Raw genomic sequence first — 26,071 nt, 5'->3', positions numbered from 1 at the left:
TGGCAGGGGGGCGGGTCGATAACCCTATGATGAATGAGCGATAAGCTTACTGGCGGAGCGTGAAAAAAGCCCTCCCGCAGGAGGGCTTACAGGCGATTACTGCGCGGCGGCGGGTTCAGGCGTGGCCGCATTCTGCGTCTGCCCGTTAGCAGGCGCGGTGGAGGTCTGCGCGCCGCTTTGCGGCTGATTGCCGGTCAGAGGCTTAGCCGCATCGGTTTGCGCAGGGCCGTTTGCGAGCGGCGCCGACGCGCCAGTTTGCGTCTGGCTGACCGTGTCGTTCTGCGCGGCGTTACCCGTCAGCGGCTGGCTGGCGCTGCTCTGTGAAGGCTTCGCAGCGCCTGCGGCGTTGCTGGCGGCAGGGCGCGTTTCCGGTACGTTGTCGCATGGCGTTTTATCGCCGCACAGCAGGTCCAGCATGCGCAGCGTTACGCCGTTGCTCCAGCCGAAACCATCCTGCAGCGGATACTCGCCACCGCCGCCGCCCGTGCCGGTGGTGCTGACGTCATATTTTTCCACCAGCTTCTGTTCGCGGTTATAGGTGTGCTGCACGTTGGTGAGGAAGCGCCAGGTAACATCCATCGCCAGATCTTTATGGCCGTAGTTATCAAGCCCCACGGTCGCGACCCATTGCAGCGGCGCCCAGCCGTTAGGCGCATCCCACTGCTGGCCGGTTTTCTGCGTGGTAGTCAGCACGCCGCCCGCTTTTAACAGCTGCGCCTGGGTAGCGGCGGCGACTTTATCGGCGCGATCCTGCGCTGCCGCCTTCACGTAAAGCGGGAAGAGCGCGGCGGCGGTGAGCGGGTCGCGCACGGCGTTGCGGCGTAGATCGTAATCGGCGTACCAGCCGCGTTTGTCGTTCCACAGGTTCGCCTCAATGGCCTGCTGGCGTTTGTTCGCCAGTTCGTCATACTGCGCCGCCCCTGCGTTATCGCCCGCGACTTTGCTGGCGTGAGCGAGGGTTTTTTCCAGCTGGTACATCAGGGCGTTCAGATCCACCGGCACGATAGAGGTCGTGCGGATGGTGCCCAGTTTTTCCGGGTTATCCATCCAGCGCGAACTGAAATCCCAGCCGGAGGCGGCCGCCGCGCGCAGGTCGCGGTAAATCTCGGTAGCCGGGCGGTCCGGGTTATTTTTGGCGGTCGTCACATCGTCAAGCCAGGACTCGGTGCGCGGCGTATCGCGGTCGTCCCAGTAGCGGTTGAGCAGCGAGCCATCCTGCAGCTTCACCACGCGTTTGTTAGCGCTGCCGTTTGTCAGCGTGTCGCTGCCTTCCATCCAGTAGGCGTACTCCGCTTTCAGCTGCGGCAGATATTTCTTCAGCGTATCGTCGCCTTCATGCGTCGCCAGCAACTCCACCATGAAAGCGAAGAATGGCGGTTGAGAACGGCTCAGGTAGTAGCTGCGGTTGCCGTTGGGAATATGGCCCCAGGTGTCGATTTCGTAGGCGAAGTTATCGACCATATCCTGCACTTTATCCCAGTGGCCGCTCTCGGCGAGCCCCAGCATGGTGAAGTAGCTATCCCAGTAATAAACTTCGCGAAAGCGCCCGCCCGGCACCACGTAAGGCTTAGGCAACGGCAGCAGGGAATCCCATTTGCCCGCGGTATCGGTGGTGCGGGTCAGCACCGGCCACAGGCCGTCAATATGCGCGCGCAGGCTCTGGCCCGCGGGCGGCACATATTTTTCGCCCGCAGCGGGCAGGGTGAAGTTCACATCAACGAAGTGGCGCAGATCGAAGCCGGACTGGTTACGCTGCATGCGGTAGTCGGCCAGAATCATCAACGGGTCGCCTTTTGGCACCGCGTCGGCGAAGGTTTTCTGGTCGGGGAAAAGTTTAGCGCTTTGTACGTCGGTGAAAAGCGGCCCGAGCAGCGCATCAGGCGGCTGCGGGAAAGTGCGGGCGGCGGGCGCCTCTTCCGCGGCGGCGGGCAGCGAGGTGAAAGCCAGCAGCGCGCCGCTAAGGCCAAGCTGGACGGCGAGCAGGAGCGTCCGTGGTCGGCGCAACAGGGGTTGGGTCATCGATTATTCTCCTTATCGAATGCGCAGCCGGGGACGCTGCGATCAAGCCTATGAAAACCTTAGACGAATATCGACGAGACGAGGACCATAAGGTGCCCTTTTTGCCGCTTTTTGCTTTTCCGTCTCACTTATTGCGCGGAAAACCGTCAGCGGAAGTTGCCTCGTGACGTCGAGAATACGCTCGCCTTGCGCTGCGCGTAAACCTGTCGACGTTTTTTATCGGGAAGTCAGCCGACCGGTAAAACTGGTGCATAGCATGCCGTCAGGTTGTTGTCTGCGCTTTAAACCACTAGCATGAGGCGAAAAAAAGAGGCCAGGAGTAATGTATGACTTCACAGGAGTATCCCTCACCGCTACGCCGTCTCGCTGACTTTTATCGGCGGCTTAACCTGATGCAGCGCATGCATTTCAACGCGATGGTGGTTTTTATTTTGTTTGTCGCCGCCCGGGTTGTTAGCGGTATCAATGAGGTGACGCTTTCACTGTTGCGCGTCGCAGTAGTGCTCTGGACGCTGGCGGTCGCGCGCGATCTGCTGCAACTTTATAAACAGATGTACGCAACGCTTGCGGGAAAGGGGGTGATTCTGGTGCTGTTCAGCCTCTGCACTACGCTTGCTATTTCCATTGCCGGTCAGGTGGTCAACGACGTGACGGGCGTGGAACCGTCAAAATTTCCCAACGCCACGGCGATACTTTCTATCTTCACCATTCCGTTTATCTTTTCGCTGATTATGGGCGTGCTTTTCTTTGTGATAATGCTCGCCGTGCCGCTGATAGGGTTTTATTACCTTGGCGTGGATGAGTCGCTGAAAAAGGTGATTTTGCCGGTTAATGCGAAGGCGCCGACCATGGCCTGGCCGAAAGTCACGCGCGTGACGCAGTTTGTCAGCGTCGGGCTTTATTGCGCCTTTATTTACGGTATGTCACACCACATCATCAATGGGTACGCCAGCTTTATGACCCGTTTCGGCGCTGACTTTATTTATACCTTCGAAACGTATGCGAAATCGCCTTGCGTTATCCCGGCCGGCACTCGCGCGGTGCTGCTGGACGATGAGCACATTTTGCAGGCGAAAGCGGTGGGCGAGGAGAAAATCTTCACCCTGGGCCGTTGCCAGTATCGTACAGACACCGAGAAAAAGTCATAAACCGGACGCCGCCTCAGGCGGCGTTGTCCGGCCAGGCGATGGGCGGCACGCCGTTAAGCAAGGGGCGCGCGAAGAGATAACCCTGAAAGCGCTGAATGCCCGCCGCCTGCAGCCAGCACCACTCCTCCGCTTTTTCAACGCCCTCTGCGACGATGGTGATTTCCAGCGCCGAGCAGCAGTTGATTATCGCCTGCACGATGGCCTGTTTCGGGCCATTCATATGAATGTCGCTCACCAGACTGCGGTCGAGCTTGAGCTTTTCCGGCTGGAATTTTGAGAGCAGCGAAAGTCCGGCGAAGCCGGAGCCAAAGTCGTCTATCGCCAGCGCGATGCCCGCTGAGCGAAGCTGTCGAATGGCGACAGCAAACTCGTCGAAGCGGGAGATAACCTCATCTTCAGTCACCTCCACCACCACCTGTTCGGGGATAAGGCCGTTACGAACAATCTGATCAAGCAGGATCTCCACCGCGTTCGGCACCATCACCAGCGACATCGGCAGCAGGTTTACCGCAATTTTCTGGTTGCCGATGCCAATGCGTTTCGCCAGCGCGAAGGCGTAGTTCTTGGACGCCAGATCGGCCTCGTACACTTTATCGGCTGGCACAGAGGCGAAGTACTCGGCAGGCGAGCCGCCGTCCGGACCGCGGATCAGCGCCTCCAGCGAGCTAATCTGCCCGCTTAGCGGCTCAACGATAGGTTGCAGGGCGAACTGGCAGGGCTGGTCGCCGTGAAGCGATATCGGCAGCGAGAAGGCGTTATCGCGCGATGTGAAGCGCCAGTTTTGGCTGTCGGGACACTCCAGCAGATGCGCGCGCCACTGGCCTTCGACAAACGAGCGGATAAATTTCAGCGCCCGGTCGTCATAAGCCAGGTTATAGCGCGAGGTGCCTTTTTGCAGCACCGCTTCCAGAATGGAGCCCTGCGCGTAGCTGCGCGTGTCGAAAAGCTCCATGCCGAGATTGCCAAAGCGGCGCAGCGGGGCGTAGTCGCGCATCAGCTCGACCAGATTGTAATGGCGCGGGTCGCGGCGGATGCTGGCGTATATCAGATTTACGGCGCTGTCGGGCCCTTCAAGCACCTGCAGGAAGTAGTCGCCGTCGAAAAGCAAAATGCCCGTTATCTGCAACGCCGCGTTGCGCGTCTGCGCTTGCGCCACTATCTGGCTCAGCGCTTCGGCGCAACATCCGGGGCTCAGGCGGCTGCGGTAAATCAGGGTGGACAACATGCTTTTCATCTCGTTAAGCGCCTGTTATGCAAGCCTGGACGTCGGGCGGCGAGGCTCGCGTCGCGTAACAGGCTGCAGGCGGGATTTGCGTTAAGTGATCAGACCAGAAAGAGGTGTAAAGTCAGAACGTTCCGGTAGACACCCAATCTACACTGTGCGAAGTGAAGGATACTAACACTCGCTGGCGATTAGGTGAACGTATCCTGGCAAATTGCAGCGATAAGCGGTGAAACGGTTCGCTGATGCGCGTGGGGATGAGCGTTTAAGGATGCCCGTTATGGCATTGGAGGGTGAGGGGAACAGCAGGTGCTGTTAAAGCAGCGCGGACAGCCTGAAGCCCGCGCTGCTGTTGTTACTGCGCCTGCCCGCCAATGGCGTTAAGCGCCGCCATCGCTTCATCAGACAGCGCCAGCTCGCTGGCGGCCAGGTTTTCCCGCAGATGCGCCACGGAAGAGGTGCCGGGGATCAACAGAATGTTAGGCGAACGACGCAGCAGCCAGGCGAGCGCCACCTGCATCGGCGTGGCGTTCAGGCTTGCCGCTACCTCCGCAAGCGCGGATGACTGCAACGGCGTAAAGCCCCCCAGCGGGAAGAAGGGCACATAGGCGATGCCATCCCGCGCGAGATCCTCTATCAGCGCGTCATCCTGACGATGGACAAGGTTATAGTGGTTCTGCACGCAGACAATGTCGGTGATGTTTCGCCCCTCGCTCACCTGCGCGGCAGTGACGTTGCTCAATCCGATATGCTTCACCAGCCCCTGTCGCTGCAGTTCGGCAAGCGCCGTTAATGGCGCTTCAATGGAACCTTCCACCGGGCCTTCCACGCTAAACATAATCCGCAGGTTGACGACGTCCAGCGCCTCCAGTTGAAGATTGCGCAGGTTGTCGTGCACCGCCTGCGTCAGCGCCTCGGGGGTGAAGGCGGGCAGCCAGCCACCTTTTTCATCGCGCCGGGCGCCGATTTTCGTCACGATGGTCAGGTCGTCCGGGTAAGGGTACAGCGCTTCGCGGATTATCTGATTGGTAACGTGCGGGCCGTAAAAGTCGCTGGTGTCGATATGGTCAACGCCAAGCGCAATGGCTTCCCGCAGCACGGCCAGCGCGGCGTGGCGGTCTTTCGGCGCGCCGAAAACGCCGGGACCGGCGAGCTGCATTGCGCCATAGCCCAGGCGCTTCACGCGACGGCTGCCTAAGGTAAAGGTGTCGGTATTATTGATGCGGGTCATACGCTTCCCTCTTGCTTTGTTGTGTTGAGAGAAGTATATGAAGGATCCTTCAGCTTTAGAATTCGCATTCTATGACCATGATGAACACCATGCTGAAGCCGCGTAAAACGCCGCTTCAGGCGCGATCGACCGCCACGGTGGAGGCGCTGCACACCGCGACTATTCAGGTTTTAACCCGCGAAGGGTTAAGCCGCTGCACCACTACGCGCGTCGCCCGGCGGGCGGGCATGTCGGTCGGCAGCCTTTATCAGTACTACCCCAACCGCGACGCGCTGCTCGCCGCCGTGCTGGAAAAACATCTGGACGGTATCGCCACAGCGGTGGAGGCGGTTTGCCGACAACACCATGGCGCAAAAGTAACGGAGATGGCGCGCGCGCTGGTGAGCGCCTTTCTGGCCGCCAAGCTGCGCGACCCGCAGGAGTCCCGGGCGCTGTATGCGGTTGCGACGGAGCGGGGAGGTGCGGAGCTTGCCGCAGAGGCCTACGGCCGGATGGCGACCGCCATCACCGCCATGCTGGCAAGCGCCAGCGAGGGGAAATTCGCAGACCCGGCGCTGATAGCCACAGTCGGGTTAAGCAGCCTTGTCGGACCGGTGCGCGCGGTGCTGGAAGGGCAGGCGCCGCCCGGGTTTGAGGCGAACCTGGAGGCGCAGCTTATCGTAATGCTGAGCGCTTATTTCCAGGCGGCCTGTCAGCAGTAAAACGCAGTTCGCCGCCGCAGGGCGGCACGTTTCAGCACCACCGCCACGCGAGCCAGGATTCAGGAGAGGGGAGGTTGCGCCGACATCACCACGCGCCGCTTTTTTAGTTACAACATACTAGTAAGGGCGATGACGGCGACGACATAAGGCGCCGCGCCCATTCTTTGCTTACAGGGCGGATCGGCGCCGCCGCCCTGTGTGTAAAGCAGCGGCGCTTCGCTAACCGGCTGGACAAAATCCATCTCAAACCGCTATCAGAACAGCGTATCCAGCTCGTCGATGACGTTGTACTCGTCATCCACCAGCAGCAGCGTTTTCCATTTATCAAACGTCAGGCAAGGGTGCGACGTGCCGAAAACGAGGATATCGCCCACCTGCACATCGGTTCCGGCGCTTAACGTCACCATGCAGTGCTGGTCCATAATGCCGACGCTGGTAATGGACTGCGGCGCCAACGCCAGCGCCTGTCCGTCGCGGTAATGCGCGATGGGCTGCGGCAGACCGGCGTCGAAGGCGCAGTCGCGCTTGCCGAAATTCACTACCGCGCGGCCCGCTTCCGGCACCGACTGCACCATCGCCACCAGTTCAAGCGCCGACGTCAGGTCGCCGCCGAGATCGCAGGCGATGCTGTCTCGCGCCATCAGCGCCTGCTGCGCGTCGGCGTAAATGCCCTGGTCGTGCGTGATGTAACAGCCCGGGCGGATAACGATGCGGCACTGCGACGGTTTTTCCACGCTTAACCAGACGTTGCACACCACGTCATACCAGACGGTACCCGCGCCGGTGAGAATAAACTCGCCTTCGACGAAGCTTTCCATGGCGCAGGCGAGACTGGCCGCTTCACGCAGCAGTGCTTCCACCTGCGGCTGCGGATTGTCGCCGTGCAGCACCCCTTCGTACAGCTCCAGCCCGCGCAGGCGCAGCCCCGGCATGTCGGCAATCTTCTGCGCCAGCGTCAGCGCCGCCTCGCTGCTGCGACAGCCGCAGCGCCCGCCCGCCACGCCCAGTTCCACCATCACATCCAGCGTCTGGTTTTGTGCGCTGAAAAAGGCGGAGAGCTGGCGGGCGTTAGCCAGGCTGTCCACGCAGCAAAGGTAATCCACGTCGCGATAGTGGCGCTTGAGCTGCGAGATTACCGCCATGTTCGCCTTGCCGACGAGCTGGTTCACCATCAGCACGCGCTGTACGCCGCTCGCCATCGCCACGCTTGCCTGCCAGGCGGTGCCGACGCCAATCGCCCATGCGCCCGCCTGCTGCTGCGCCTGAAAAATCCACGGCGTCATGGTGGTTTTGCCGTGCGGCGCAAGGGAAACGCCGCGCGCCCCGGCGTAGCGCTGCATCCAGTCGATATTGCTGAGCAGGGCGGATTTTTTGATAACGGCGGCGGGCAAACAGACCTCTTCGGCCAGCACGTTAGCCGGGGCGCGAACGGGCGCCGCTTTGTGAGGTATCAACGTCTCGGATTGATATTTCATAACATTTCCTGTTCAGGTTATGTGGCTGCCAACAGCGAGGTAACATTATTAATTTATTGAAAATAAAAAATAAAATATGAACTTCGTGCTTTATATGAATAAAAGTATCAGAAAATCATCTGGATTTTGCGTAGTTTTCCACTGTTTTTTCAGCTTGTAAATGCTTAACTTGTGACCAGAGCAAAAAGGGAGCGAGAGGCTATGAAGGTTGACTGGCTATTTAAAAACGTCACTGTCATCGATGGCAGCGGCGGGCCGCAATACCGTGCGGACGTGGCGGTAAGCGGCGACAAAATCGTGGAAATCGCGCCTGCCATTACGGCGCAGGCAGAGCAGGTGATAGACGCGGCAGGGGGGGTGCTGGCGCCCGGTTTTATCGATGTGCATACGCACGATGACATCAACGTTATCCGCATGCCCGACTACCTGCCGAAAATCAGCCAGGGGATCACCACCGTGATTGTCGGCAACTGCGGCATCAGCGCCGCTACCGCCACCATCCAGAGCGAGGTGCCGGATCCCATGAACCTGCTGGGGGAGAAAGCGCAGTTCGTTTACCCAACGGTGGATGCTTACGCCCACGCGCTGGAGGCGGCGCGTCCTGCTATTAACGTTGGCACGCTGATCGGCCACACCACGCTTCGCAACAACCACATGGACTCTCTGTTCCGCGCCGCCGCGCCGCAGGAGATAGCGCAAATGCGTAAACAGCTTCGCCACGCGCTGCAACAGGGGGCGCTTGGCCTGAGCACCGGGCTGGCTTACGCCACGGCGTTTAACGCGCCCACGGAAGAGGTGATGGCGCTGGCGGAAGAGCTGGCGGCGGAAAACGGCATCTACACCACCCATCTGCGTTCGGAGTTCGAGCCGATCCTGGAGGCGCTTGACGAAGCGTTCCGCATCGGCCGCCACGGCAACGTGCCAGTTGTGGTGTCGCACCACAAATGCGCCGGGGCGAAAAACTGGGGTCGCACCCGCGAGACGCTGGCTTTCTTTGATGCGATGCGCAAGCGTCAGGAGATCGCCTGCGACTGTTACCCCTATTCCGCAAGCTCCTCAACGCTGGATTTAAAACAGGTCACGGATGAGTTCGACATCGTTATTACCTGGTCGCAACCTGAGCCGGAGCAGGCGGGCAAAACGCTTGGTCAGATAGCCGCCGCGTGGGGCGTCAGCCTGCCGGAGGCGGCGAAACGGCTAATGCCCGCCGGCGCTATCTACTACAACATGGACGAGCAGGATGTGCGCCGGGTGATGCAATACCCGGTCACGATGATTGGCTCCGACGGCTTGCCGAACGACCCGATGCCGCACCCGCGCCTGTGGGGCGCGTTTCCGCGGGTGCTCGGGCACTACTGCCGCGATGAACAGCTTTTTCCGCTGACGACCGCCATACACAAAATGACCGGCCTGTCGGCGGCGCGCTTCCAGTTGCCGCAGCGCGGGCTGATTAAAACGGGCTATTTTGCCGACCTGGTGCTCTTCGACCCGGAAACGGTGCGCGATGTCGCAAGCTTCGCTGACCCCAAGCAGCCCGCGGCGGGCATCGAGGCGGTGATGGTCAATGGCGTGATGAGTTACGGGCAGGATAAAAAAGTTATCGGACGGGCGGGGCGTTTCCTGCGCCGTCAAAACGCTAAGGAGCAAGTATGAGCATTAAACGTTATGGAACCGAAGGCGGCACCGGCACCGGCGGGCAGCATCTGCCGTTCGCCCGCGCCGTGGAGGCGGGCGGCTGGCTCTATGTCTCGGGCCAAACGCCGATGAAAAATGGCGAAGTGGTGGAAGGGGGCATCGTCGAGCAGTCCCGGCTGGCTATCCAGAACTGCGTGGAGATCATGACCGAAGCGAGCTTTACGCTTGCGGACGTGGTGCACGTTAAGGTGATCCTGACCGACGCCCGCTATTTCACCTCTTTTAATAAAGTGTTTAAAGAATTTTTTGGTGACCATCCGCCTGCCCGCATCTGCTGTGTGGCGGATCTGGTGGTGGACTGCAAAGTGGAAGTCGACGTGACCTGCTATAACGCAGCGCGCGCGAAATAACAGAACGACCCGATAAAAAAATAGGCGTAAGTCAGGCGGATTTTATTCCGCCTGTGTCCGGCTTCCCTGCGCCGTTTTCCGGGCGGCCGTTTCCCTCAACGTATACTCTTCGCGCGGGCGAAAGTATTCATACTGTCTGGACGTGAGCAATGAATAATATGTCATTTCTGGTTTGGTTTACCGTATACGCCTGCGCCATGATAACGCTTGGCTGGTATGTTTCGCGGCATCAGAAAAATGGCGATGACTTTCTGCTGGGCGGACGCTCATTGCCGATGATTTTAACCCTCGGCTCCACCGTTGGCACGATGGTGGGCACCGGTTCGAGCGTCGGCGCGGTGGGCTTTGGCTACACCAACGGCTGGGCGGGCATGCTTTACGGTCTTGGCGGCGCGGCGGGAATATTGCTGGTGGCGTGGTTATTTGCGCCGGTGCGTAAATTACGCTTTATGACCATGAGCGAAGAGATTTCTTATTACACTGGCGGCAGCAAAATAATTAAAAACCTCGTGGCGGTATTAATATTTATCGCCTCTATCGGCTGGCTGGGGGCGCATATTCTCGGCGGCGGTTTATATCTCGCCTGGGCAAGCGGAATAGATATTAATGTCGCCAAAATTATTATTGCGCTGGCGTTTGTGGTGTATGTCGGCATAGGCGGCTATTCCGCCGTGGTCTGGATAGATACTATCCAGTCCGTTGTCTTGTTCGTCGGCTTTATTTTAATGGCGGTGCTGGCGGTGCAGCACGTTGGCGGCTGGGCCCACATCCAGCAGGCGGTCGACCCGGCGGCGCAAAGCCTCTTCGCGGTAGACAAACTTGGGGTTTTACCGGCCTTCTCGCTCGCCATGGTGATTGGCGTGGGCGTACTGGCGACGCCTTCTTACCGCCAGCGCATCTACTCCGCCAAAACCGTTTCTTCGGTGCGTCAGTCCTTTACCATTACCGGGCTGCTCTATCTGCTGTTTTCCTTCCTGCCGGCCATTATCGGCATGGCGGTCTGGACGATGAACGACCATCTGGACAACAGCGGGTTCGCCTTCCTGTTCGCCACCCAGGTGTTGCCGCCTGCGCTGGCGATGGCGGTGCTGATTGCCGGGATGTCGGCCAACATGTCCTCCGGCAGCTCAGACGCCATCGCCGGGGTGTCGATTATCCTGCGCGACCTCTACACGATGATAACGGGCCATATGCCTGCGCCGGAGAAAGCCATCCGTCTGTCGCGTATTTTCCTCGTGCTGGTTATCGCGCTGGCGCTGCTTTTTGCAATGACCTCAAACGACATCATCAGCTACATCACGAAGATGATATCGATGATCATGTCAGGAATGTTTATCTGCTCGATTCTGGGCCGCTTCTGGACGCGCTTTAACTGGCAGGGCGCGCTGGCGGCGCTGGCGGGCGGAGCGGGGGCCTCGACGGTGGTACTGATGAACGACAGCTGGCTCGCCTTCTGGGGCAACCCGTGTCTGCCTTCCGTGCTGACGAGCCTCGCCTGCGGCGTGGTCGTCACGCTGGTGACGCCTGCGAGCGCCCTTAGCCGCGAAGAGGCGCTGGAGATGATAACCCGCGAGCGCGAAAGCCAGCCGGAGGCGCCGCCGCTGCCGATTGGCAAACGCAAGGCGTCCCAGGGGTAAGCGTGAAAAACGACTGGCGAGCGCGTATCGCCACTCTTTAGTCCCCCAGCGGCTGGCGGTCCACGCCGCCGCGGTGGCTGTCGAGCGCAAGCTTGATGCGGCGCAGGCGGTCTTTCGTTTGCGCCTTATTCGCCATCGCCAGTTCGGTGGCGAGCACATCCACCATCGCCAGCATCGCGTAGCGCGAGGTGCTGGGCTTGTAGATGTAGTCGTTCTCCCGCACCAGGAGCGGCAGCACCAGGTCCGCCTGTTCAGCGAGCGGCGTTTCAAGCGGGGTAATGGCGATGACTTTCGCGCCGTACTGGCGGGCTATCGCCGCGCTTTCGGTTATCTCTGGCGTGAACCCGCCGATGGAGAGCGCCAGCACCACATCCTTCGGCGTCACCGCCGAGCACATCATGCGCACCAGCAGGCCGTCGTTCTGGCTGACCACCGGCAGTCCCAGACGAAACAGGCGATGCTGTAATTCCTGAGAACAGATAGTGGAGCCGCCGCCCATACCGATGGCGAGAATTTGTCGCGCCTGGCTAAGCCAACTGACCGCGGTGTTAAGCGACTCGCTGTTAAGCGCCCGGCGATTGGTCTCCAGCACGCTGATTATCGATTCATAAATGCCCTGCACGCCTTCCAGGTCCGGCACTTCCAGGATAAAGCGCTGCCCCACGGCGAGGGACTGCGCCAGCTTGATTTTCAGCTCCCGCACATCCTTGCAGCCCAGGGCGCGGGCGAAGCGGGTGACAGACGCCTGGCTGGTGCCGGTCAGCCGCGCCAGTTCGGCGATGGGCAGTTCCGCCGCGGCGGCGATGTCGTCGAGGATAAACTGGGCGATACGCTTCTCGGTGGCGGTCAGTTCCACAAAGCGGTCGGTAATGCAGGAAATGATGTCAATGGAGTAGGCCATATGCAGTATCAGTCAGCGTTTGAGAGAATGATACTTTGTACCATAAGTTGCGTCGCAAGGCGGAACGTATCTCGGCTTCGCGAGCAGGGGGAAGGGCGTCGCCGCCCCTTTTCGCGGCGCAAGCGCCTACAAACTGTGTGGTTGTTAACATTTTGTTGAAAATAGCTTTCAATTGTTAATTTACCTGTTAAAATAATCGCCTAATTTTTCAAATGTAGTTGATGATTTTTACGCAAATGCCACAACATAAACAGTTTGTTCCTGCTTTATCCCTTCTTGCAGTACTTGTTGCTTCAAATGCTTACGCAGAAAACACCACGGAAAAAACCGATGTGCTGTTAATCGGCGGCGGCATCATGAGCGCTTCTCTGGGCACGGTGTTACAGGAAATTCAGCCTGACTGGAAACAGATAATGGTTGAAAAACTCGACGGCGTTGCGCTGGAGTCCTCTAACGGCTGGAACAATGCCGGTACGGGCCACTCCGCCAACATGGAGCTGAACTACACGCCAGAGCGCCCGGACGGCACCATCGACGTGAGCAAAGCGCTGGAGATCAACGAAGCGTTTATGATCTCTCGCCAGTTCTGGTCCACCCAGGTGAAACGCGGCGTGCTGCATGACCCGCACTCCTTTATTAACTCCACGCCGCACATGAGCTTTGTCTGGGGCGATAACGTGGATTACCTGGCGAAGCGTTATAAAGCGCTGCAGCAGACCACGCTGTTCCAGGGGATGGAGTTCTCCACCGATCAGAATCAGATCAAAAAATGGGCGCCGCTGATTATTGAAGGCCGCGATCCGAAGCAGAAAGTCGCCGCCACCTGGACGCCGGTCGGTACCGACGTTAACTACGGCGAGATAACCCGTCAGCTGGTGGGCAGCCTGAAGAAGCAGAACAACTTCAAGCTGGAAACCTCCTCTGAAGTCACCGACTTCAAACGCAACGACGACAACTCCTGGCATGTCACCATCACCGATGTGAAAAGCGGCGATGAGCGTGCGGTAGACGCGAAGTACGTGTTTATCGGCGCAGGCGGCGGGGCGCTGAAGCTGCTGCAGAAAACCGGCATTCCGGAAGCGGATAACTACGCCGGCTTCCCGGTGGGCGGTTCGTTCCTCGTGAGCGAAAACCCGGAGATTGCCCGTCAGCATGGCGAGAAAGTGTATGGCCAGGCGTCCGTAGGCGCGCCGCCGATGTCGGTACCGCACCTGGACGCCCGTTTCCTTGACGGCAAGCGCGTCGTGCTGTTTGGACCGTTCGCGACTTTCTCCACCAAGTTCCTGAAAAACGGTTCGTTCTTCGACCTGCTGAGCACCACCACTACCAAAAACGTTATCCCGATGACCGATGTCGGCCTGGATAACTTCGATCTGGTGAAATACCTGATTGGTCAGGTGATGTTAAGCGACGAAGACCGCTTTGACGCGCTGAAAGAGTACTATCCGTCCGCGCGTAAAGAAGACTGGAAACTGATCCAGGCTGGCCAGCGCGTGCAGATCATCAAGAAAGATCCCGAGAAAGGCGGCGTGCTGAAACTCGGCACCGAAATCGTGACCGATGAGCAGAAAACCGTGGCGGCGCTGTTGGGCGCTTCTCCGGGCGCATCCACCGCGGCGCCTATCTCGCTGAACGTTATCAAGCAGCTCTTCCCGGAGCAGTACAAGTCCGCCGAATGGCAGAGCAAGCTGCGTGAAATCGTACCGACCTACGGCCAGAAGCTGAACGGCAACGTGGCGCTCACTCAGCAGGTCTGGGATGAAACCGCCGCTACGCTGCAGCTGACCAAGCCGCCGGTGATTCAGATGAAAGAGGCGCAGCAGTCCATGCCGCAAGCAAAACCGGCGCAAGCCGAGCAAGCGCCTGCCCAGCATGACATGGCGCTGTAAGTAAAGCCTGACAAAACCCCCGTCGCCCTGCGCCGGGGGTTTTTTTATGGGTTGAAGAGGGAAAGAAAGGCGGCGCGGAGCCGATGAGCTACACTGATCGCGTGCAACCCTTTGTAAGCGAACGGCCTTTACCGATTAGCGGTCTTTCAGGGAATAAAAAAGCGATGATGAACGAGCCGCTGTCACTGAAGCTCAGCCCCGGCGCTATCGATATGGCTAAGCTGCTGGCGCTGCTGGCGATGATTATAGACCACGCCAACACCATTTTTCTCTCTCCCTCCAGGCCTGAACTGTTCGCCTTCGGGCGCATGGCTTTTCCGCTGTTCGCGCTAATCTGGGCGTTAAACCTTCACCGCCAGCCTTCGCGTTTGCAGGCGCGGGCGAATCGGCTGTGGATCTGGTCTTTCATCACCCAGCCGGTTTTCTGGCTGGCGTTTCGCGAAATCCACTACGGGTATGCGCTGAATATTCTGTTTGTTTTCGCAGGCGTAACGCAGCTCTTCGCCTGGGCATACCGCTACCAGCAACGGGGCGTGGCGGCGGGGACGGTGCTGCTGTGCCTGCTCGTCTGGCCGCTTAATTTCGCCAGCTACGGGCCGCAGGGGATTATCCTGACCCTCTCGCTGGCGGTGCTCTTTTCGCCGGAACTGCGGCGCTGGCGCGCGCTGGGTCTGGCTGGTGCCATCGTCGCGCTGTTGATGCTAAACGGCATGTACCGCGTTGCGCAGCAACCGCTCGACACGCTGACATATTACATTCTGCCTACGTTAGTCTTGCCTTTCGCCGGGCTGTATCTGGCCGCGAGACTCAGGCCGGAAGGGTCGCCGCGCTTTCTGCCGCGACAGTTTTTCTACTACGCCTATGCCGGGCATCTGCTGATGTACGGCGTGCTGCTCACGATACTGACGAAAGCCTGATCAGCTTCGCCCGCGGGCCTTCTCCAGCCCTTCGAAAATCAGCATGCCCGCCACCATCGCGGCGACGAACGCGATGCCTTTAATCTCGCCGAGACCCATCAGCACCAGGCCCGGTCCAGGACAGATCCCCGCCAGGCCCCAGCCCACGCCAAACAGCACCCCGCCGCCGAGCAACCGGCCATCGATACGCCGCGTTGCAGGTATATGCATTTCGTCGCCAAAAACCGGGCGCGCGCGCTTTTTCGCCATGCGAAAGGCGAAAAAGGCCACGCTGATGGCGCCGCCCATGACAAACGCCAGCGAAGGGTCCCACAGCCGGGTGATATCAAGAAAACCGAGCACTTTAGCCGGGTTCGCCAGGCCACTAACGAGCAGCCCAACGCCAAACAGCAAACCGGCAAGCAACGCAAAAAGCGGATTCATGGTGTTCTCCTTTAGCGCCCGCTACCGAGCAGCCAGACGGTGAGAAACGCCACGGCGGTAAACGCCAGGGTGGCGACCAGCGAGCGTGGCGAGAGCCGGGAAAGGCCGCACACGCCGTGGCCGCTGGTGCAGCCGGCGCCGTAACGCGTGCCGACGCCGACCAGCAGGCCCGCCAAAATTATCAGCGGCCAGCCCGCGTCGATGCGGGTTTCCGGCAGGGTTGTAAAGAGGCGGTAAAGCCAGGGCGAGGCCGCCAGCCCCAGCAAAAAGGCGGCTCGCCAGCGCTTATCGGGCGTGGTGGTGGAAAGAAGCCCGCCGAGGATGCCGCTTATCCCGGCCACCCGACCGCAGAAAATAATCAGCAGCCAGGCGGCGGCACCGATGAGCATCCCGCCGAAAAAGCTCTGCAGCGGGGTAAAGTGAGTGATATCAAGCGTCATGCTTCACGCCTTTTCCCGTGGCCGGGAGCGAAGTGGAGAGTAAAGGCGGGCTTCAGCGTCTGCTGGCCCTCTGGCTGTCACTGGCTTAGTGTAGTGTGCCGCAAAGGGGGAAGGTGCTGCGCGCTTCTCACTTCAGGGCGTCACAGCACGGGAGGCGCTCTCCAGGCAAGGAAACGAGGCGGTCTCCCGCCTCTTCAGGTTTTACGGAATATAGCGTTGTTCGCGCAGCGCCTGCAGTCGGTCGATAAACATCTCTTCGCTGTCGATGCAGTCGGCGAAGCCGTGCTGGCGCGCTTTAATGGTGCTGGTGATATTGTCGAAGGTGGTTTTCAGAATGAAATCCCCGAACCGCCAGGAGACTACTTTTTCGTAAGGGTAGGGTTGTAGCCCGTGCGTCCGGGTAAGGTGCGCCCACAGCGGCCCTTTGTCCGCCATCATCTGCTCAAGGGAGAGAGGGAACGGCTCGCCGACCGGCACGTCAAAAAAGGCGGCGATGCGCGGCCAGACGCGCGACCAGCGGAAATAGTCGCCGTTGGTGATATTAAACACTTCGCCCCGGCAGGCTTCGTTCTCGCCCGCCCAGTCGATGGCGCTGGCGAGAATGCGCGTGTCGGTGACCTGGTAGAGCACATCGTATGCCTCGCGCGGGCCGGGGAAGGACATGGGCACGCCCAGCGCCTTCGCCAGCGTTCCGTAGACGGCAATCACCATCAACAGGTTCATCGGGTTGCCTACCGCCATGCCGATGACCGCCTCCGGGCGCAGCGCGGTCCATGACCAGGCTTTGCCGACAGCGCGCTCGCGCAGAAAATCTTCCTGATCGTAATAGAAGTTTGGCGGCATATGGCGCGGGTCGCTCTCTTTCGCTGGCGACGGGAAGGCGCCGATATGCGCGCCATAGGCTTTCCCGCCCTGCATCAACGTCACGTGCTTCAGGTGCGGCGCTTTCGCTTCCAGCACCTCCACCAGGTTTTTCAGCATCAGCAGGTTGGTTTCCACCAGTTCGGCGGGGGTGGGTTTCTCCTGGTAAGCGGCGAAAACCAGGTGGGTGGCTTCCGGCACCTGGGCGAGCATCGCTTCGCAGGAATGTCTGTCGGTGAGATCGACCGGCAGGTGTCTGGCGCGGGTGGGAAAATCGGGCTGGCTGCGCGAAAGCGCGACCAGCTCCACATCCTGCTCTTCAAAATGGGCCAGCACGCCGCGGCCGATTACGCCTACGGCGCCGGCGACAACAACGGTTTTTTTCATAACGACTCCAGTAAACCTGACGCCCGGTGGGCGAAAAGACCAAACTGGAAGTGTTGTTGCCAGGCGCCCGGGCGTCAAATTAACGCGCAGGAAAAGCCCTCCGGGGCGTTGTCCCCGGAGGCGAAATGAAGGCTCAGTAAGGGCTGGCGGTAGGGCGCACAATGATTTCGCTAACGTCGACGCCGTCAGGTTGCGCGATGGCCCAGCCGATGGCTTTTGCAATGGCCTCGGCAGGCAGCGCGACGCGGCGGAAATCCACCATCGCTTCCCGTGCGGACGTATCGGTAATGTGGTCCGCCAGCTCAGATTCCACCACGCCCGGGCTTACCACCGTGACGCGAACGGTATCGGTCTCCTGGCGCAGCCCGTCCATAATGGCGCGAACGGCGAATTTACTGGCGCAATAGACGGCGCAGGAAGGCCAGACCAGGTGTGCGCCTATCGACGCGACGCTGATAATCTGCCCCTGCTTTTGCTGCTCCATGACGGGGAGCACGGCGGCGATGCCGTGCAGCACGCCGCGAACGTTGACATCCAGCGTCTGGTTCCACTCATCCGTTTTGAGGGCTGAAAGCGGCGAAAGCGGCATAATCCCGGCGTTATTAACCAGCACGTCGATGCGGCCATACTGCGTCAGCGCGTGCTGCGCCATTTTTTGCAGATCTTCAGGTCGGGTCACGTCCACCGCCAGATAGTCGATATTGCTGAACTCCTGGCTCAGCGCCTGTAAGCGATCCGTACGGCGGGCGCCGATAATTAACTGATGACCTTCACGGGCGAGCAGGCGGGCCGTCGCTTCGCCGATACCGCTGCTGGCGCCGGTAAGCAGAATAACTTTTGACGTTTGCATCGTTTTATCTCCATAGCTGAGTGGGATAGTTCATGAACGATGCTAAAGCGTGCGCAGCGGACAAAAAAGCGCCATTCTTATCGCATGATTGCCTGATCCTGTCGGGGGGCTTCCCCTTTCGCGCGCAGAGCGGCAAAGTTGTTGCACATTCATAACTCACGCCATAGGGGAGGGTGCCGGATGGACGAAATGATCGCGCTGCTGGAAAAGCTGGCGCCGCAGGAGGGGTACACACGTTCGTTACTGGATTGCGTGCGTTTTATGCGCTCAGACCGCCCGCTGGGCCGCACGCCGGTGGTCTATGAACCCTGCATCGTGATTGTCTGTCAGGGGGCGAAGCGGGGGTATCTGGCGGACAAAGTCTACCATTACAACCCGCAGCATTACCTGGTGCTCTCCGTCCCGCTGCCCTTTTCCACTGAGACCGAAGGCAGCCCGCAGGCGCCGCTGCTGGGCGTTGCGGTCTCGCTGGATATGACTGTGCTTTCAGAGCTGGTGATGTCGCTTGGCCACGCCCAGGCGAGCTACCACGAGGCGCCGGAAGGCATCATCTCCACGCCGCTGGATGAGACGCTGACCGACACCACCCTGCGTCTGCTGCGCGTGCTTTCCTCGCCGCAGGAGGCGCGCATCCTTGGGCCGCAGGTGGTGCGCGAGCTTTACTACCGGGTGCTGGTGGGAGAGCGCGGCGGCGCTATCAAAGCGGCGCTGGCAAGCCAGGGACATTTCGCCTCCATTTCTCAGGTTCTGTTGCGCATACACGACGACTACTCGCAGCCCTTTAACATCAGCGAGCTTGCAAGCGAAGCGGGGCTCAGCGTGCCGGTTTTCCACCGGCAGTTCAGGGCCGTTACGCGCACCACGCCGCTACAGTACATTAAATCCGTGCGTCTGAACCAGGCGCGGCTGCTGATGATCCGCGACGATCTCAGCGCCGCGTCCGCCGCTTTCAAAGTCGGTTATGAAAGCCCTTCGCAGTTTAACCGCGAGTTCCGGCGTCTGTTCGGGCGAAGCCCGGGGGAAGAGGCGCGGGAGATGAAAGCGTCGCTGGCGCTGCTGCCTGCGGTGTAACTAGCGCTGCATCGCGGCGGTCAGCAACGGGGCGCAGGCGGCGGGGTTCTGCCGTGCGCGCTGCTTCTCCTCTTCACTCAACTGCCCCCAGGCGTGAATAACGGCTTTCGCCAGCGACGGGGAGAAGTGCGTTTTTTGCAGCGCATAATCAGTATTGCCGCCTTCGATAACCTGCTCCATTTGCGAAAGCGGCGCGCCGGAGCTGGCTTTGTTAACCGAACAGAACACCGCGGCGTAGTAAGCCTTGTCCTCATCGCTGTAGTGCGGGCGCAGCCACCAGACCAGCAGCAGGGCGACAGCGACAAGCGGGATGAGAACGCGAAGCGACAAGAGTTTCATGGGGTATACCTGTTAAGCCGTAAACCCGCCATTATAAAGCCGTTACTTAAACTCTGCGTCTACAACGCGCTGACGCTGCGTTTGCGCGGCGGGCAGCAGCATCGCCAGCAGCGCGACGCCGCTGAAAATCCACAGCGCGATGACGGCGCCTGCGCTGTCCAGCAGCAGGCCGAACGCCGCCGCGCCCACCACCTGGCCGATGGCGAGCATCAGGAACACCGCCCCCAGTCCCGCCGCCGGGTCGTCGCCCGCCGCGTTGACGCCGCTCACCAGCAGCACGCCCGAGAGCGTGATATAGGCAAAGCCGTAGAGCCCTGCCGCCAGATAAACCACCAGCGGGTGGTGCGTTGAGGCTATCAGCAGCAGAAAGGCCGCCGCCGTCAGCGCCTGCATCATCCGGTGGACGCGGTTGATGCCAAAGCGGTTAGTCAGATAACCGGTCAGCAACCCCAGGCAGCCGGTGATGCCGGTAATCAACCAGAGCAGCGTCACCGTTCGCGCTTCCATCCCGGCGAGTGACTGAAACATCACCGGGCCGAAGGTCCAGTAAGCGGCGCTGGCTATCCCGCTCAGGAAGGCCACGCGCAGCGGAGGGCGTAAGGCGGGCGAAAGAAAAGCGGCGCCCTGCGCTTTTAGCGAAAACCCCGCGCCGCTGGCGCCGCCGGGAATGACCTTCAGCGCCAGCAGGGTGGGGATAAGGGTGGCGAGCATGAAGCAAACATAGATAACGCGCCAGTTATCGGTCAGCGCCAGCACGGCGAGCGACGAAAAGATAATGCCGCCCCCCGTGCCCGCGTTAATCACGGTATTCACGACCGGACGCTGGCTTTCCATAACCCTGCGGTTGACTGCCTCCGCCATCGGCGGCGAGACGAGCCCGGTGCTGAGCCCGGCGCAGATAACGCCCGCCATGAGGCCGCCTGGGCTATGAGACAGGGCAATCACACCCATGCCCGCCATGGCGAACAGCCCGGCGAGCAGCGCAGGCAGACGGGGGCCGGTGCGGGCGGTGCAGACAGATGCGAAAACAATCGCCACGCAGTAAGCGGCGAAGGAGGCGGAGGAGAGCGTGCCCGCCAGAGAGAGCGATAAGCGGATATCCGGCATGATAGCCGGCAGCAGCAGGCCCCAGGAGAAGCGGGCCAGCCCGTACGCCGCAGCGATAAGCGCAAACCCGGTCAGGGCGAGGAGTTTGTTTCCGGCAAGCAAAATGACCTCCCGACAGTCAGCCGACTACGCAAAGAGTGTAGTGCGCGTTGGCGTTTTGCGTGGCGAAGGGGGCAGGCGGGCGGCGAAACAGAAGGAAGCGGCGCGGGAACGCCGCCGCTACGGATAAGGCTACAGGCGGCTTGCGACGCTCTGCAACACTTCCATATCCATCTGGGTTAACTCTCTGGGTTCGCTGCGCAGCGTTTCCAGACGGATAAACCATGGGTCGTTATTACGGATAATCAGTTTGGTTTTGATGTTGTAATGCTGGCTGGCAAAATCTTCCTGCACCAGCTTTTCAACGGCGCTGAGATTCTGAAATACCGTTGTGTTATTCGGCCCGCGCGTAAAGCGATTCGGGTTGGAGCTTAGCCCCGCCTGCAACTGCGTCGCCGCTTTTGCCGGGTCTTTAACCACCTTATTGTTGGTCTCCTCAAAAAACTTATTCACCTTGTTGCGCGCCTTCACTATTTTCTTCACCGTTTCGATAAAGCGCTTGTTGCTGGCTACCTGGCTGTCGGCAAGGCTGTTGCGAAGCAGCACCAGCGCGCCGCCGGCTAAGGAAGCCGCGCCCCCGGTTGCGGTTAACGCGGCGCGCACCGTGGTGGTGGTGGTGGCGGCCACGGCAGCGGCGATTCCGCCCCCCATGGTGGCAAGACCGCCGACGGCGTTTAATATTTTACCGGCGTAGTCATATTTAATTTTGGTGCTGTCTTCATAGACATTTCCGCCATACCCGCGGCCATAGGGAACCGAAGTATTAAAGCGTTCAAAGAAAGCCCGGTTATTTTGTACGGCGGTATTGGCAGGCCGGTTTAGCAAGCCCATTTCGATATCGTTGCCGCGGTTATTTCGCCCGGTAAAGACCAACTGTTCATAAGCGTACATTACCGTGCGCTCATCAGAGTTTTCGAACTGATAAAGCGTTTCTTCATCAAGTTCATTCACAAACGCAACCATGCTATGCAATTGTTGCGTATTAAAATAAGAGCGATCGGCGAGAAGGGCATTTATCATCGCATTAATTTCTGCCACGGGAATGACTCCTTACGCATCAAATTTCTTTGTTTTGCTTAATATCCCATCCCGACTTCGTTTCGGCGGCTTTGGTCCCCTGGCTCGACTGCTCCCAGTAATGGAAATTCACTTTCGACGCCTGGAAGTGATAATTCACCAGAACCGTGTCCGTATGGCCGACGCCGGTAAATTCCGTGCGGGTAACAAGCACGTCCTCAAGCACCACGCGGGAGTACTCAACCTGCTGGCCGCCTGCTTTGCAGATGGAAAGCTCAACCTTAGTCACATGCTTGCCGCTGGCGCAGAATTTCAGAATGGCTGGCGTGGCTTTATCCACCATAGACTGCACGGCTAAATCGTGAAAATTGACTTTGCCCGCGCCGCCGCCGCCGCCCACCGCCATATTGCCCGGCTGCGAGGCGCCCCAGTTAAAAGAGAGCACATCAATCCAGTTATTATGATTGGAATCTTTCGATTCGCCGGTCACGCCATCCACTTTCAGGAACATATCAATAGCCATGTAGTACTCCTTTTTTAACCGGAAGCTAAGGTGAATAAGAAATGCTTAAGAATTAATTTCCGGATTCACTCTAATTTTATTAATTTCGCTAAACAAGACTGGTCGTTAAATTAAGATAAATCGCAACGCTGAGCTTCGCTTTAAAAGTTAACTATGAATTTTTTATTACGGCATGGCTGCTTTTATTGCATGAGAATAAGTTATGAAAAAGCGAAGGATTTACTTTGAATTCATATAGTATGCGTTTGATACTATAGAGTCGGAGCGAAAAAATAGCTCCTGACTTTAGCTATTTAGCAGCGAAATTTAAAATTATATTTAGGTTTGTTTCATAAGAAAATGTGCTCGCCGTTTTAAACGGCGCCGAAAGGCATAAGCCATAACGCTTTACGCTTATTGGCTGAAAGCGGAACCCGGCGTGCCAGCACGGTCACGTTTTCACAACGAAAGGCGTACGGTGGGCTGGCGCTTCGCGGGCTGACGCTTTATAGTCGCTCCATCCATTCACTTAACGAATAAAAAGGAGGAATGCTATGCCGATGTGTGAATTGTTTGTTCACTCACACCTCTATGGTGATTGGTCTCGCTCGGGCATTACCGGTATCGTGCTGCGATAATCCCGCCTGAGCGAAGCTTTCCAACACCTGTTCTTCTCTCCGGCTTACCGGATTGTCGTCAGCGAATTTTGACGACAGGCATCCTTATGCCTGCAAATCACGGGTAAGCATATGAGCACTCTGCTTTCTGTTCATGCTGTCGGCTATGACAACGCCTTCGGCACACTCCTGCACGACATCACCTTCGCCATTAAAAAGGGCGATCGTATTGGCCTTATCGGCCATAACGGCAGCGGCAAAAGCACGCTGTTGAAAATCCTCAGCGGCGAGCTTGCCGCCAGCCGGGGCCGCGTGACGGCGTCTCACGCCTGCCTGCTGGCGCGGGTCGAGCAATCTCTGCCTGAATCGCTCTATTCCTGCTCGCTGCTGGACACGCTTCTGGCGCGCCTGCCGCCCGCGCAGCGCGAGGCCGAGCGCTGGCGCTGCGAAGCGCTGCTGGCGACTATCGGCTTTTCCCCGGCGCTCTGGTCACAGACGGCAGGGACGCTCAGCGGCGGCCAGCACACCCGTCTGCTGCTCGCCCGCGCGCTATTATGCCAGCCGGACCTGCTGTTGCTGGATGAGCCGAGCAACCACCTCGATCTGCCCACCTTGCTCTGGCTGGAACGCTTTCTGAAAAGCTGGGGCGGCAGCATGGTGCTGGTTTCCCACGACAGCCGTCTGCTTGACAGCGTCACCAACTGCACGCTGATCCTGCGCGATAAAACGCTGCAGTTTTTCCGCCTGCCCTGTACCGCCGCCCGGCAAACGCTTAAGGCGCGGGATGAAGCGGACGCCTTGCGCCACCAGGCGGAGCAAAAAGAGATTGAGCGCATCGAGAAAAGCGCCCGGCGCATGGCGCTGTGGGGACGTGATTACGACAACGAAGGGCTGGCGCGTAAAGCCCAGCAGATGGAAAAACGGGCCGACTGGCTAAAAGAGACGCAAACCCGGTTGACCGAAGGGAGCGGCTGGCGGCTGCGATTGCAGGGAGAAGCGCTGGAGGCCGACCGGCTGCTGGATTTGCCGCGCCTTGCGGTGCGCCCGTCCGCCGACGCGCCGGTACTTTTTACGCTTGATGCCTTGCAGGTGAAAAGCGGCGATCGCATCGCCATCGTCGGGCGTAACGGCGCTGGCAAATCGTCGCTGCTTCAACATCTGTGGCGCGCCTGGCAGGCGCAGGAACAGGCGCTGTTTCATCCGCGGCTGCGGCTGGGCTATTACGATCAGAGCCAGCGGCAGCTCGACGATGAAGAGACCCTGAGCGAAGCCCTTGCCCGCTTTTCTGGCGCTGACGACGAGCAGCGCAAGCGGGCGTTAATCAGCGCCGGTTTCCCTTATGCGCGCCACCTGCAAAAGGTGAGCGTCCTGAGCGGCGGCGAGCGCTCGCGCCTGCTGTTCGTCGGGCTGACGCTTGGCCGGTATTCGCTGCTGTTGCTGGACGAGCCGACCAACCATCTGGATATGGAAGGCAAGGAGGAGCTGGAGGCGACGCTTTGCGAATTCCACGGCGCGGTGCTGCTTGTCACCCACGATCGCCGCCTGATTGAGCAAAGCTGCAACCGGTTCTGGCTTATCGACCAGCAGAGGCTTAGCGAATGCCATGCGCTGGAGGAGGTTTATGAACGGTTAGGCGGGGAGCAGGGCGGCGCTTGCGCGCGGCCTGCGCCGGTTGCAGAGCGTCATGCCGCGGCGCAGGAGGATGAAGAGTCGCTGCTGGCGGCGCTGCTTACGCTTGAGGAAAAACTGCGCGAGGATACCGCACGCAAGCCGAAGCACCAGAAACCGGCGCTTCAGGCCCGCTGGCGGGCGCAGATCGAGACGCTAAGCGCCCGGCTGAATCTGCATTAAGGTTAACGGCCGCCGCAAGGCGGCCTTTTTTCAGGCTTTTTCAGGCGCGAAGCGGGTAACCAGCAAGGTAAGCAGACAAAGCAGCGCACCGGCGTAAAACGTTGAGCCGGAGCCCCAGATATCCCATAACAGCCCGGCGCCCAGGCTTGCCAGCAATAATCCTGCGCCGCTCAGCAGGCTGAAGATGCCAAACGCCGTGCCCCGTAAATCCGCAGGGGCCGTGCGGGCGACCATCGCATTGAACAGCCCTTGCGTCATGCCCATATGCACGCCCCACAGCGCCACGCCTATGATAATCCCCTGCCAGCCCTGACTCAGGGCAAGGGTAATATCCGCCGCAATCAACACGAGCAGCCCCATCTGCAACAAGCGACGGTGGCTTAGCGTGTCGGACAGGCGCCCAAAAGGGTAGGCCGTCACGGAAAACACGACATACATCGCCACCATCACCAGCGGGATCAGGGCAAGCGGGATGCCCACCTCCTGCGCCCTGAGCACCAGGAAGGCCTCGCTAAAGCGGGCCAGGGTAAAGACGGCGCCAAGGCCTATCACCTGCCAGCATTCGCGGCCCAGCCGTTTGAGATTTTCCTTTTTAATGGGGTTGCTTCTGCGGTGCTCTACAGGCTTTCGCGGCTCATGCAGCCCAAAAAAGAGCAGCCCGACGGCGAGAAACGCGGGGATAACGGCGACCCAGTACACGGAGCGGAAATCGTTATGCCACAGCAGCATCAGCCCGACCGCCAGCAAAGGGCCGAGAAACGAGCCCGTGGTATCGAGCGTCTGGCGCAGGCCGTAGGCGGCGCCCCGGATGTCCGGCGGCGTGACGTCCGCTACCAGAGCGTCGCGCGGCGCGCCGCGAATGCCTTTGCCGAGCCGGTCGATAATCCTGGCGCTGAAAACCATCCCGGAGGTGGAGGCGAGCGCAAAGAGGGGCTTGCTCGCCGCGCCAAGGCCGTAACCGAGCACGGCAAGCCCTTTACGCTTGCCGATATAGTCGCTAATCACGCCGGAAAAGACTTTAACGCACAGCGCCGTGGCTTCGGCGAGCCCTTCAATAAGGCCAATAACCACCACCGGCGTTCCCAGCGCGGTCGCCATAAATAAAGGCAGCAGGCTGTGGATCATCTCTGAAGAGATATCCATCAGCAGGCTGACAAAGCCGATGATCCAGACGCCGCGAGGAATACGGCGCAGGGTGGCGAAGCGGGAAGACATCGCAGTTCCTTTAGGGGTAATCGCAGGGCTTATTAAATAACATATTCTGTTACAGGCCGATAAGGTGAGCGGTGACGTTTTTATCGGTCCTGAAAGCAAGCCTGGGT

23 protein-coding genes are annotated in these 26,071 nt (G+C 59.5%); 9 read left to right on the top strand and 14 right to left on the bottom strand.

Annotated elements, in window-relative coordinates; translation table 11 throughout:
- Window positions 1-96: 96 nt before the first annotated feature.
- The gene (treA, locus tag ACU4F7_RS13445) at window positions 97-2,019 is read right to left on the bottom strand and encodes an alpha,alpha-trehalase TreA (RefSeq protein ID WP_481637130.1); all 1,923 of its coding nucleotides are present in this window, start codon (window positions 2,017-2,019) and stop codon (window positions 97-99) included.
- Between the two features lie 326 nt (window positions 2,020-2,345).
- Here treA and ACU4F7_RS13440 point away from each other — a divergent pair, with 326 nt between their 5' ends.
- Window positions 2,346-3,167, top strand: a complete 822-nt coding sequence (locus ACU4F7_RS13440) for a hypothetical protein (RefSeq protein WP_481637129.1) — start codon at window positions 2,346-2,348, stop codon at window positions 3,165-3,167.
- Window positions 3,168-3,180: 13 nt separating this feature from the next.
- On the opposite strand, the gene ACU4F7_RS13435 is transcribed toward ACU4F7_RS13440, so the two are convergent.
- Window positions 3,181-4,392, bottom strand: coding sequence for a diguanylate phosphodiesterase (locus ACU4F7_RS13435; RefSeq protein WP_481638735.1), 1,212 nt, complete (start codon window positions 4,390-4,392; stop codon window positions 3,181-3,183).
- 352 nt (window positions 4,393-4,744) lie between these two features.
- The gene (locus ACU4F7_RS13430; protein ID WP_481637128.1) at window positions 4,745-5,620 is read right to left on the bottom strand and encodes an aldo/keto reductase family oxidoreductase; all 876 of its coding nucleotides are present in this window, start codon (window positions 5,618-5,620) and stop codon (window positions 4,745-4,747) included.
- A gap of 71 nt (window positions 5,621-5,691) precedes the next feature.
- Here ACU4F7_RS13430 and ACU4F7_RS13425 point away from each other — a divergent pair, with 71 nt between their 5' ends.
- The gene (locus ACU4F7_RS13425) at window positions 5,692-6,321 is read left to right on the top strand and encodes a TetR/AcrR family transcriptional regulator (protein ID WP_481637127.1); all 630 of its coding nucleotides are present in this window, start codon (window positions 5,692-5,694) and stop codon (window positions 6,319-6,321) included.
- Between the two features lie 254 nt (window positions 6,322-6,575).
- Here ACU4F7_RS13425 and ACU4F7_RS13420 read toward each other — a convergent pair whose 3' ends face one another.
- Window positions 6,576-7,796 (bottom strand): amino acid deaminase, encoded by a 1,221-nt coding sequence (locus ACU4F7_RS13420; protein ID WP_024555698.1) that lies wholly within the window; start codon window positions 7,794-7,796, stop codon window positions 6,576-6,578.
- Window positions 7,797-7,997: 201 nt separating this feature from the next.
- Here ACU4F7_RS13420 and ACU4F7_RS13415 point away from each other — a divergent pair, with 201 nt between their 5' ends.
- The 3 genes from ACU4F7_RS13415 to ACU4F7_RS13405 all read left to right on the top strand — a co-directional run bounded on the left by ACU4F7_RS13415 (window position 7,998) and on the right by ACU4F7_RS13405 (window position 11,478).
- Complete coding sequence (locus ACU4F7_RS13415; RefSeq protein WP_481637126.1) at window positions 7,998-9,449, top strand: N-acyl-D-amino-acid deacylase family protein; 1,452 nt, start codon at window positions 7,998-8,000, stop codon at window positions 9,447-9,449.
- The gene (locus ACU4F7_RS13410) at window positions 9,446-9,841 is read left to right on the top strand and encodes a RidA family protein (RefSeq protein ID WP_481637125.1); all 396 of its coding nucleotides are present in this window, start codon (window positions 9,446-9,448) and stop codon (window positions 9,839-9,841) included. The genes ACU4F7_RS13415 and ACU4F7_RS13410 overlap by 4 nt, the downstream gene beginning before the upstream one ends.
- A gap of 149 nt (window positions 9,842-9,990) precedes the next feature.
- On the top strand, window positions 9,991-11,478 hold the full coding sequence (locus ACU4F7_RS13405) for a sodium:solute symporter family protein (RefSeq protein WP_481637124.1): 1,488 nt from the start codon (window positions 9,991-9,993) through the stop codon (window positions 11,476-11,478).
- A 37-nt stretch (window positions 11,479-11,515) separates the two neighbouring features.
- On the opposite strand, the gene ACU4F7_RS13400 is transcribed toward ACU4F7_RS13405, so the two are convergent.
- On the bottom strand, window positions 11,516-12,379 hold the full coding sequence (locus ACU4F7_RS13400; RefSeq protein ID WP_029591805.1) for a MurR/RpiR family transcriptional regulator: 864 nt from the start codon (window positions 12,377-12,379) through the stop codon (window positions 11,516-11,518).
- Between the two features lie 236 nt (window positions 12,380-12,615).
- Here ACU4F7_RS13400 and mqo point away from each other — a divergent pair, with 236 nt between their 5' ends.
- Complete coding sequence (mqo, locus tag ACU4F7_RS13395; protein ID WP_152977114.1) at window positions 12,616-14,268, top strand: malate dehydrogenase (quinone); 1,653 nt, start codon at window positions 12,616-12,618, stop codon at window positions 14,266-14,268.
- A gap of 83 nt (window positions 14,269-14,351) precedes the next feature.
- Window positions 14,352-15,185, top strand: a complete 834-nt coding sequence (locus ACU4F7_RS13390; protein ID WP_481637123.1) for a TraX family protein — start codon at window positions 14,352-14,354, stop codon at window positions 15,183-15,185.
- On the opposite strand, the gene ACU4F7_RS13385 is transcribed toward ACU4F7_RS13390, so the two are convergent.
- The 4 genes from ACU4F7_RS13385 to ACU4F7_RS13370 all read right to left on the bottom strand — a co-directional run bounded on the left by ACU4F7_RS13385 (window position 15,186) and on the right by ACU4F7_RS13370 (window position 18,146).
- On the bottom strand, window positions 15,186-15,608 hold the full coding sequence (locus ACU4F7_RS13385) for a DUF6691 family protein (RefSeq protein WP_481637122.1): 423 nt from the start codon (window positions 15,606-15,608) through the stop codon (window positions 15,186-15,188).
- A gap of 11 nt (window positions 15,609-15,619) precedes the next feature.
- Window positions 15,620-16,048, bottom strand: coding sequence for a YeeE/YedE family protein (locus ACU4F7_RS13380; protein WP_029591801.1), 429 nt, complete (start codon window positions 16,046-16,048; stop codon window positions 15,620-15,622).
- A gap of 201 nt (window positions 16,049-16,249) precedes the next feature.
- Window positions 16,250-17,296, bottom strand: coding sequence for an SDR family oxidoreductase (locus ACU4F7_RS13375; protein WP_481637121.1), 1,047 nt, complete (start codon window positions 17,294-17,296; stop codon window positions 16,250-16,252).
- A 133-nt stretch (window positions 17,297-17,429) separates the two neighbouring features.
- Window positions 17,430-18,146, bottom strand: coding sequence for an SDR family oxidoreductase (locus ACU4F7_RS13370; RefSeq protein WP_024558216.1), 717 nt, complete (start codon window positions 18,144-18,146; stop codon window positions 17,430-17,432).
- 180 nt (window positions 18,147-18,326) lie between these two features.
- Between ACU4F7_RS13370 and ACU4F7_RS13365 the strand changes: the two genes are divergently transcribed.
- Complete coding sequence (locus ACU4F7_RS13365; protein ID WP_029591799.1) at window positions 18,327-19,217, top strand: AraC family transcriptional regulator; 891 nt, start codon at window positions 18,327-18,329, stop codon at window positions 19,215-19,217.
- Here ACU4F7_RS13365 and ACU4F7_RS13360 read toward each other — a convergent pair whose 3' ends face one another.
- From ACU4F7_RS13360 to ACU4F7_RS13345, 4 genes are all read right to left on the bottom strand, one after another.
- Window positions 19,218-19,556 carry a hypothetical protein gene (locus tag ACU4F7_RS13360; RefSeq protein ID WP_029591798.1) on the bottom strand — a complete coding sequence of 113 codons (339 nt, stop codon included), beginning with the start codon at window positions 19,554-19,556 and terminating at the stop codon, window positions 19,218-19,220. It lies immediately after the preceding gene.
- A 42-nt stretch (window positions 19,557-19,598) separates the two neighbouring features.
- A complete protein-coding gene (locus ACU4F7_RS13355) occupies window positions 19,599-20,765 on the bottom strand; it encodes an MFS transporter (RefSeq protein WP_481637120.1) in 1,167 nt (388 codons plus the stop codon).
- A gap of 129 nt (window positions 20,766-20,894) precedes the next feature.
- Entirely contained in the window at window positions 20,895-21,800 is a 906-nt protein-coding gene (locus ACU4F7_RS13350) for a hypothetical protein (protein ID WP_029591796.1), read from the bottom strand.
- A gap of 19 nt (window positions 21,801-21,819) precedes the next feature.
- Window positions 21,820-22,302, bottom strand: coding sequence for an Hcp family type VI secretion system effector (locus tag ACU4F7_RS13345; protein ID WP_029591795.1), 483 nt, complete (start codon window positions 22,300-22,302; stop codon window positions 21,820-21,822).
- A 728-nt stretch (window positions 22,303-23,030) separates the two neighbouring features.
- On the opposite strand from ACU4F7_RS13345, the gene ACU4F7_RS13340 reads away from it, so the two are divergent.
- A complete protein-coding gene (locus tag ACU4F7_RS13340) occupies window positions 23,031-24,749 on the top strand; it encodes an ABC-F family ATP-binding cassette domain-containing protein (RefSeq protein ID WP_481637119.1) in 1,719 nt (572 codons plus the stop codon).
- Between the two features lie 30 nt (window positions 24,750-24,779).
- Here the strand turns inward: ACU4F7_RS13340 and ACU4F7_RS13335 are convergent, their stop codons facing one another.
- Window positions 24,780-25,964 (bottom strand): MFS transporter, encoded by a 1,185-nt coding sequence (locus ACU4F7_RS13335; RefSeq protein WP_481637118.1) that lies wholly within the window; start codon window positions 25,962-25,964, stop codon window positions 24,780-24,782.
- Window positions 25,965-26,071: the final 107 nt, after the last annotated feature.

The organism is Franconibacter pulveris, assembly GCF_056780215.1.
This window is presented reverse-complemented; position numbering and strand designations above follow the sequence as displayed.

What these genes read in the sequence shown, in the direction of transcription:
- mqo (WP_152977114.1), top strand. Translation starts at nt 12,616, where the DNA reads ATGCCACAACATAAACAGTTTGTTCCTGCTTTATCCCTTCTTGCAGTA.
- ACU4F7_RS13415 (WP_481637126.1), top strand. Translation starts at nt 7,998, where the DNA reads ATGAAGGTTGACTGGCTATTTAAAAACGTCACTGTCATCGATGGCAGC.
- ACU4F7_RS13375 (WP_481637121.1), bottom strand. Translation starts at nt 17,296, where the DNA reads ATGAAAAAAACCGTTGTTGTCGCCGGCGCCGTAGGCGTAATCGGCCGC.
- ACU4F7_RS13425 (WP_481637127.1), top strand. Translation starts at nt 5,692, where the DNA reads ATGACCATGATGAACACCATGCTGAAGCCGCGTAAAACGCCGCTTCAG.
- ACU4F7_RS13340 (WP_481637119.1), top strand. Translation starts at nt 23,031, where the DNA reads ATGAGCACTCTGCTTTCTGTTCATGCTGTCGGCTATGACAACGCCTTC.
- ACU4F7_RS13365 (WP_029591799.1), top strand. Translation starts at nt 18,327, where the DNA reads ATGGACGAAATGATCGCGCTGCTGGAAAAGCTGGCGCCGCAGGAGGGG.
- ACU4F7_RS13370 (WP_024558216.1), bottom strand. Translation starts at nt 18,146, where the DNA reads ATGCAAACGTCAAAAGTTATTCTGCTTACCGGCGCCAGCAGCGGTATC.
- ACU4F7_RS13335 (WP_481637118.1), bottom strand. Translation starts at nt 25,964, where the DNA reads ATGTCTTCCCGCTTCGCCACCCTGCGCCGTATTCCTCGCGGCGTCTGG.
- ACU4F7_RS13360 (WP_029591798.1), bottom strand. Translation starts at nt 19,556, where the DNA reads ATGAAACTCTTGTCGCTTCGCGTTCTCATCCCGCTTGTCGCTGTCGCC.
- ACU4F7_RS13440 (WP_481637129.1), top strand. Translation starts at nt 2,346, where the DNA reads ATGACTTCACAGGAGTATCCCTCACCGCTACGCCGTCTCGCTGACTTT.
- ACU4F7_RS13430 (WP_481637128.1), bottom strand. Translation starts at nt 5,620, where the DNA reads ATGACCCGCATCAATAATACCGACACCTTTACCTTAGGCAGCCGTCGC.
- ACU4F7_RS13390 (WP_481637123.1), top strand. Translation starts at nt 14,352, where the DNA reads ATGAGCTACACTGATCGCGTGCAACCCTTTGTAAGCGAACGGCCTTTA.
- ACU4F7_RS13435 (WP_481638735.1), bottom strand. Translation starts at nt 4,392, where the DNA reads ATGTTGTCCACCCTGATTTACCGCAGCCGCCTGAGCCCCGGATGTTGC.
- ACU4F7_RS13410 (WP_481637125.1), top strand. Translation starts at nt 9,446, where the DNA reads ATGAGCATTAAACGTTATGGAACCGAAGGCGGCACCGGCACCGGCGGG.
- ACU4F7_RS13385 (WP_481637122.1), bottom strand. Translation starts at nt 15,608, where the DNA reads ATGAATCCGCTTTTTGCGTTGCTTGCCGGTTTGCTGTTTGGCGTTGGG.
- ACU4F7_RS13405 (WP_481637124.1), top strand. Translation starts at nt 9,991, where the DNA reads ATGAATAATATGTCATTTCTGGTTTGGTTTACCGTATACGCCTGCGCC.
- ACU4F7_RS13380 (WP_029591801.1), bottom strand. Translation starts at nt 16,048, where the DNA reads ATGACGCTTGATATCACTCACTTTACCCCGCTGCAGAGCTTTTTCGGC.
- ACU4F7_RS13345 (WP_029591795.1), bottom strand. Translation starts at nt 22,302, where the DNA reads ATGGCTATTGATATGTTCCTGAAAGTGGATGGCGTGACCGGCGAATCG.
- ACU4F7_RS13420 (WP_024555698.1), bottom strand. Translation starts at nt 7,796, where the DNA reads ATGAAATATCAATCCGAGACGTTGATACCTCACAAAGCGGCGCCCGTT.
- ACU4F7_RS13400 (WP_029591805.1), bottom strand. Translation starts at nt 12,379, where the DNA reads ATGGCCTACTCCATTGACATCATTTCCTGCATTACCGACCGCTTTGTG.
- treA (WP_481637130.1), bottom strand. Translation starts at nt 2,019, where the DNA reads ATGACCCAACCCCTGTTGCGCCGACCACGGACGCTCCTGCTCGCCGTC.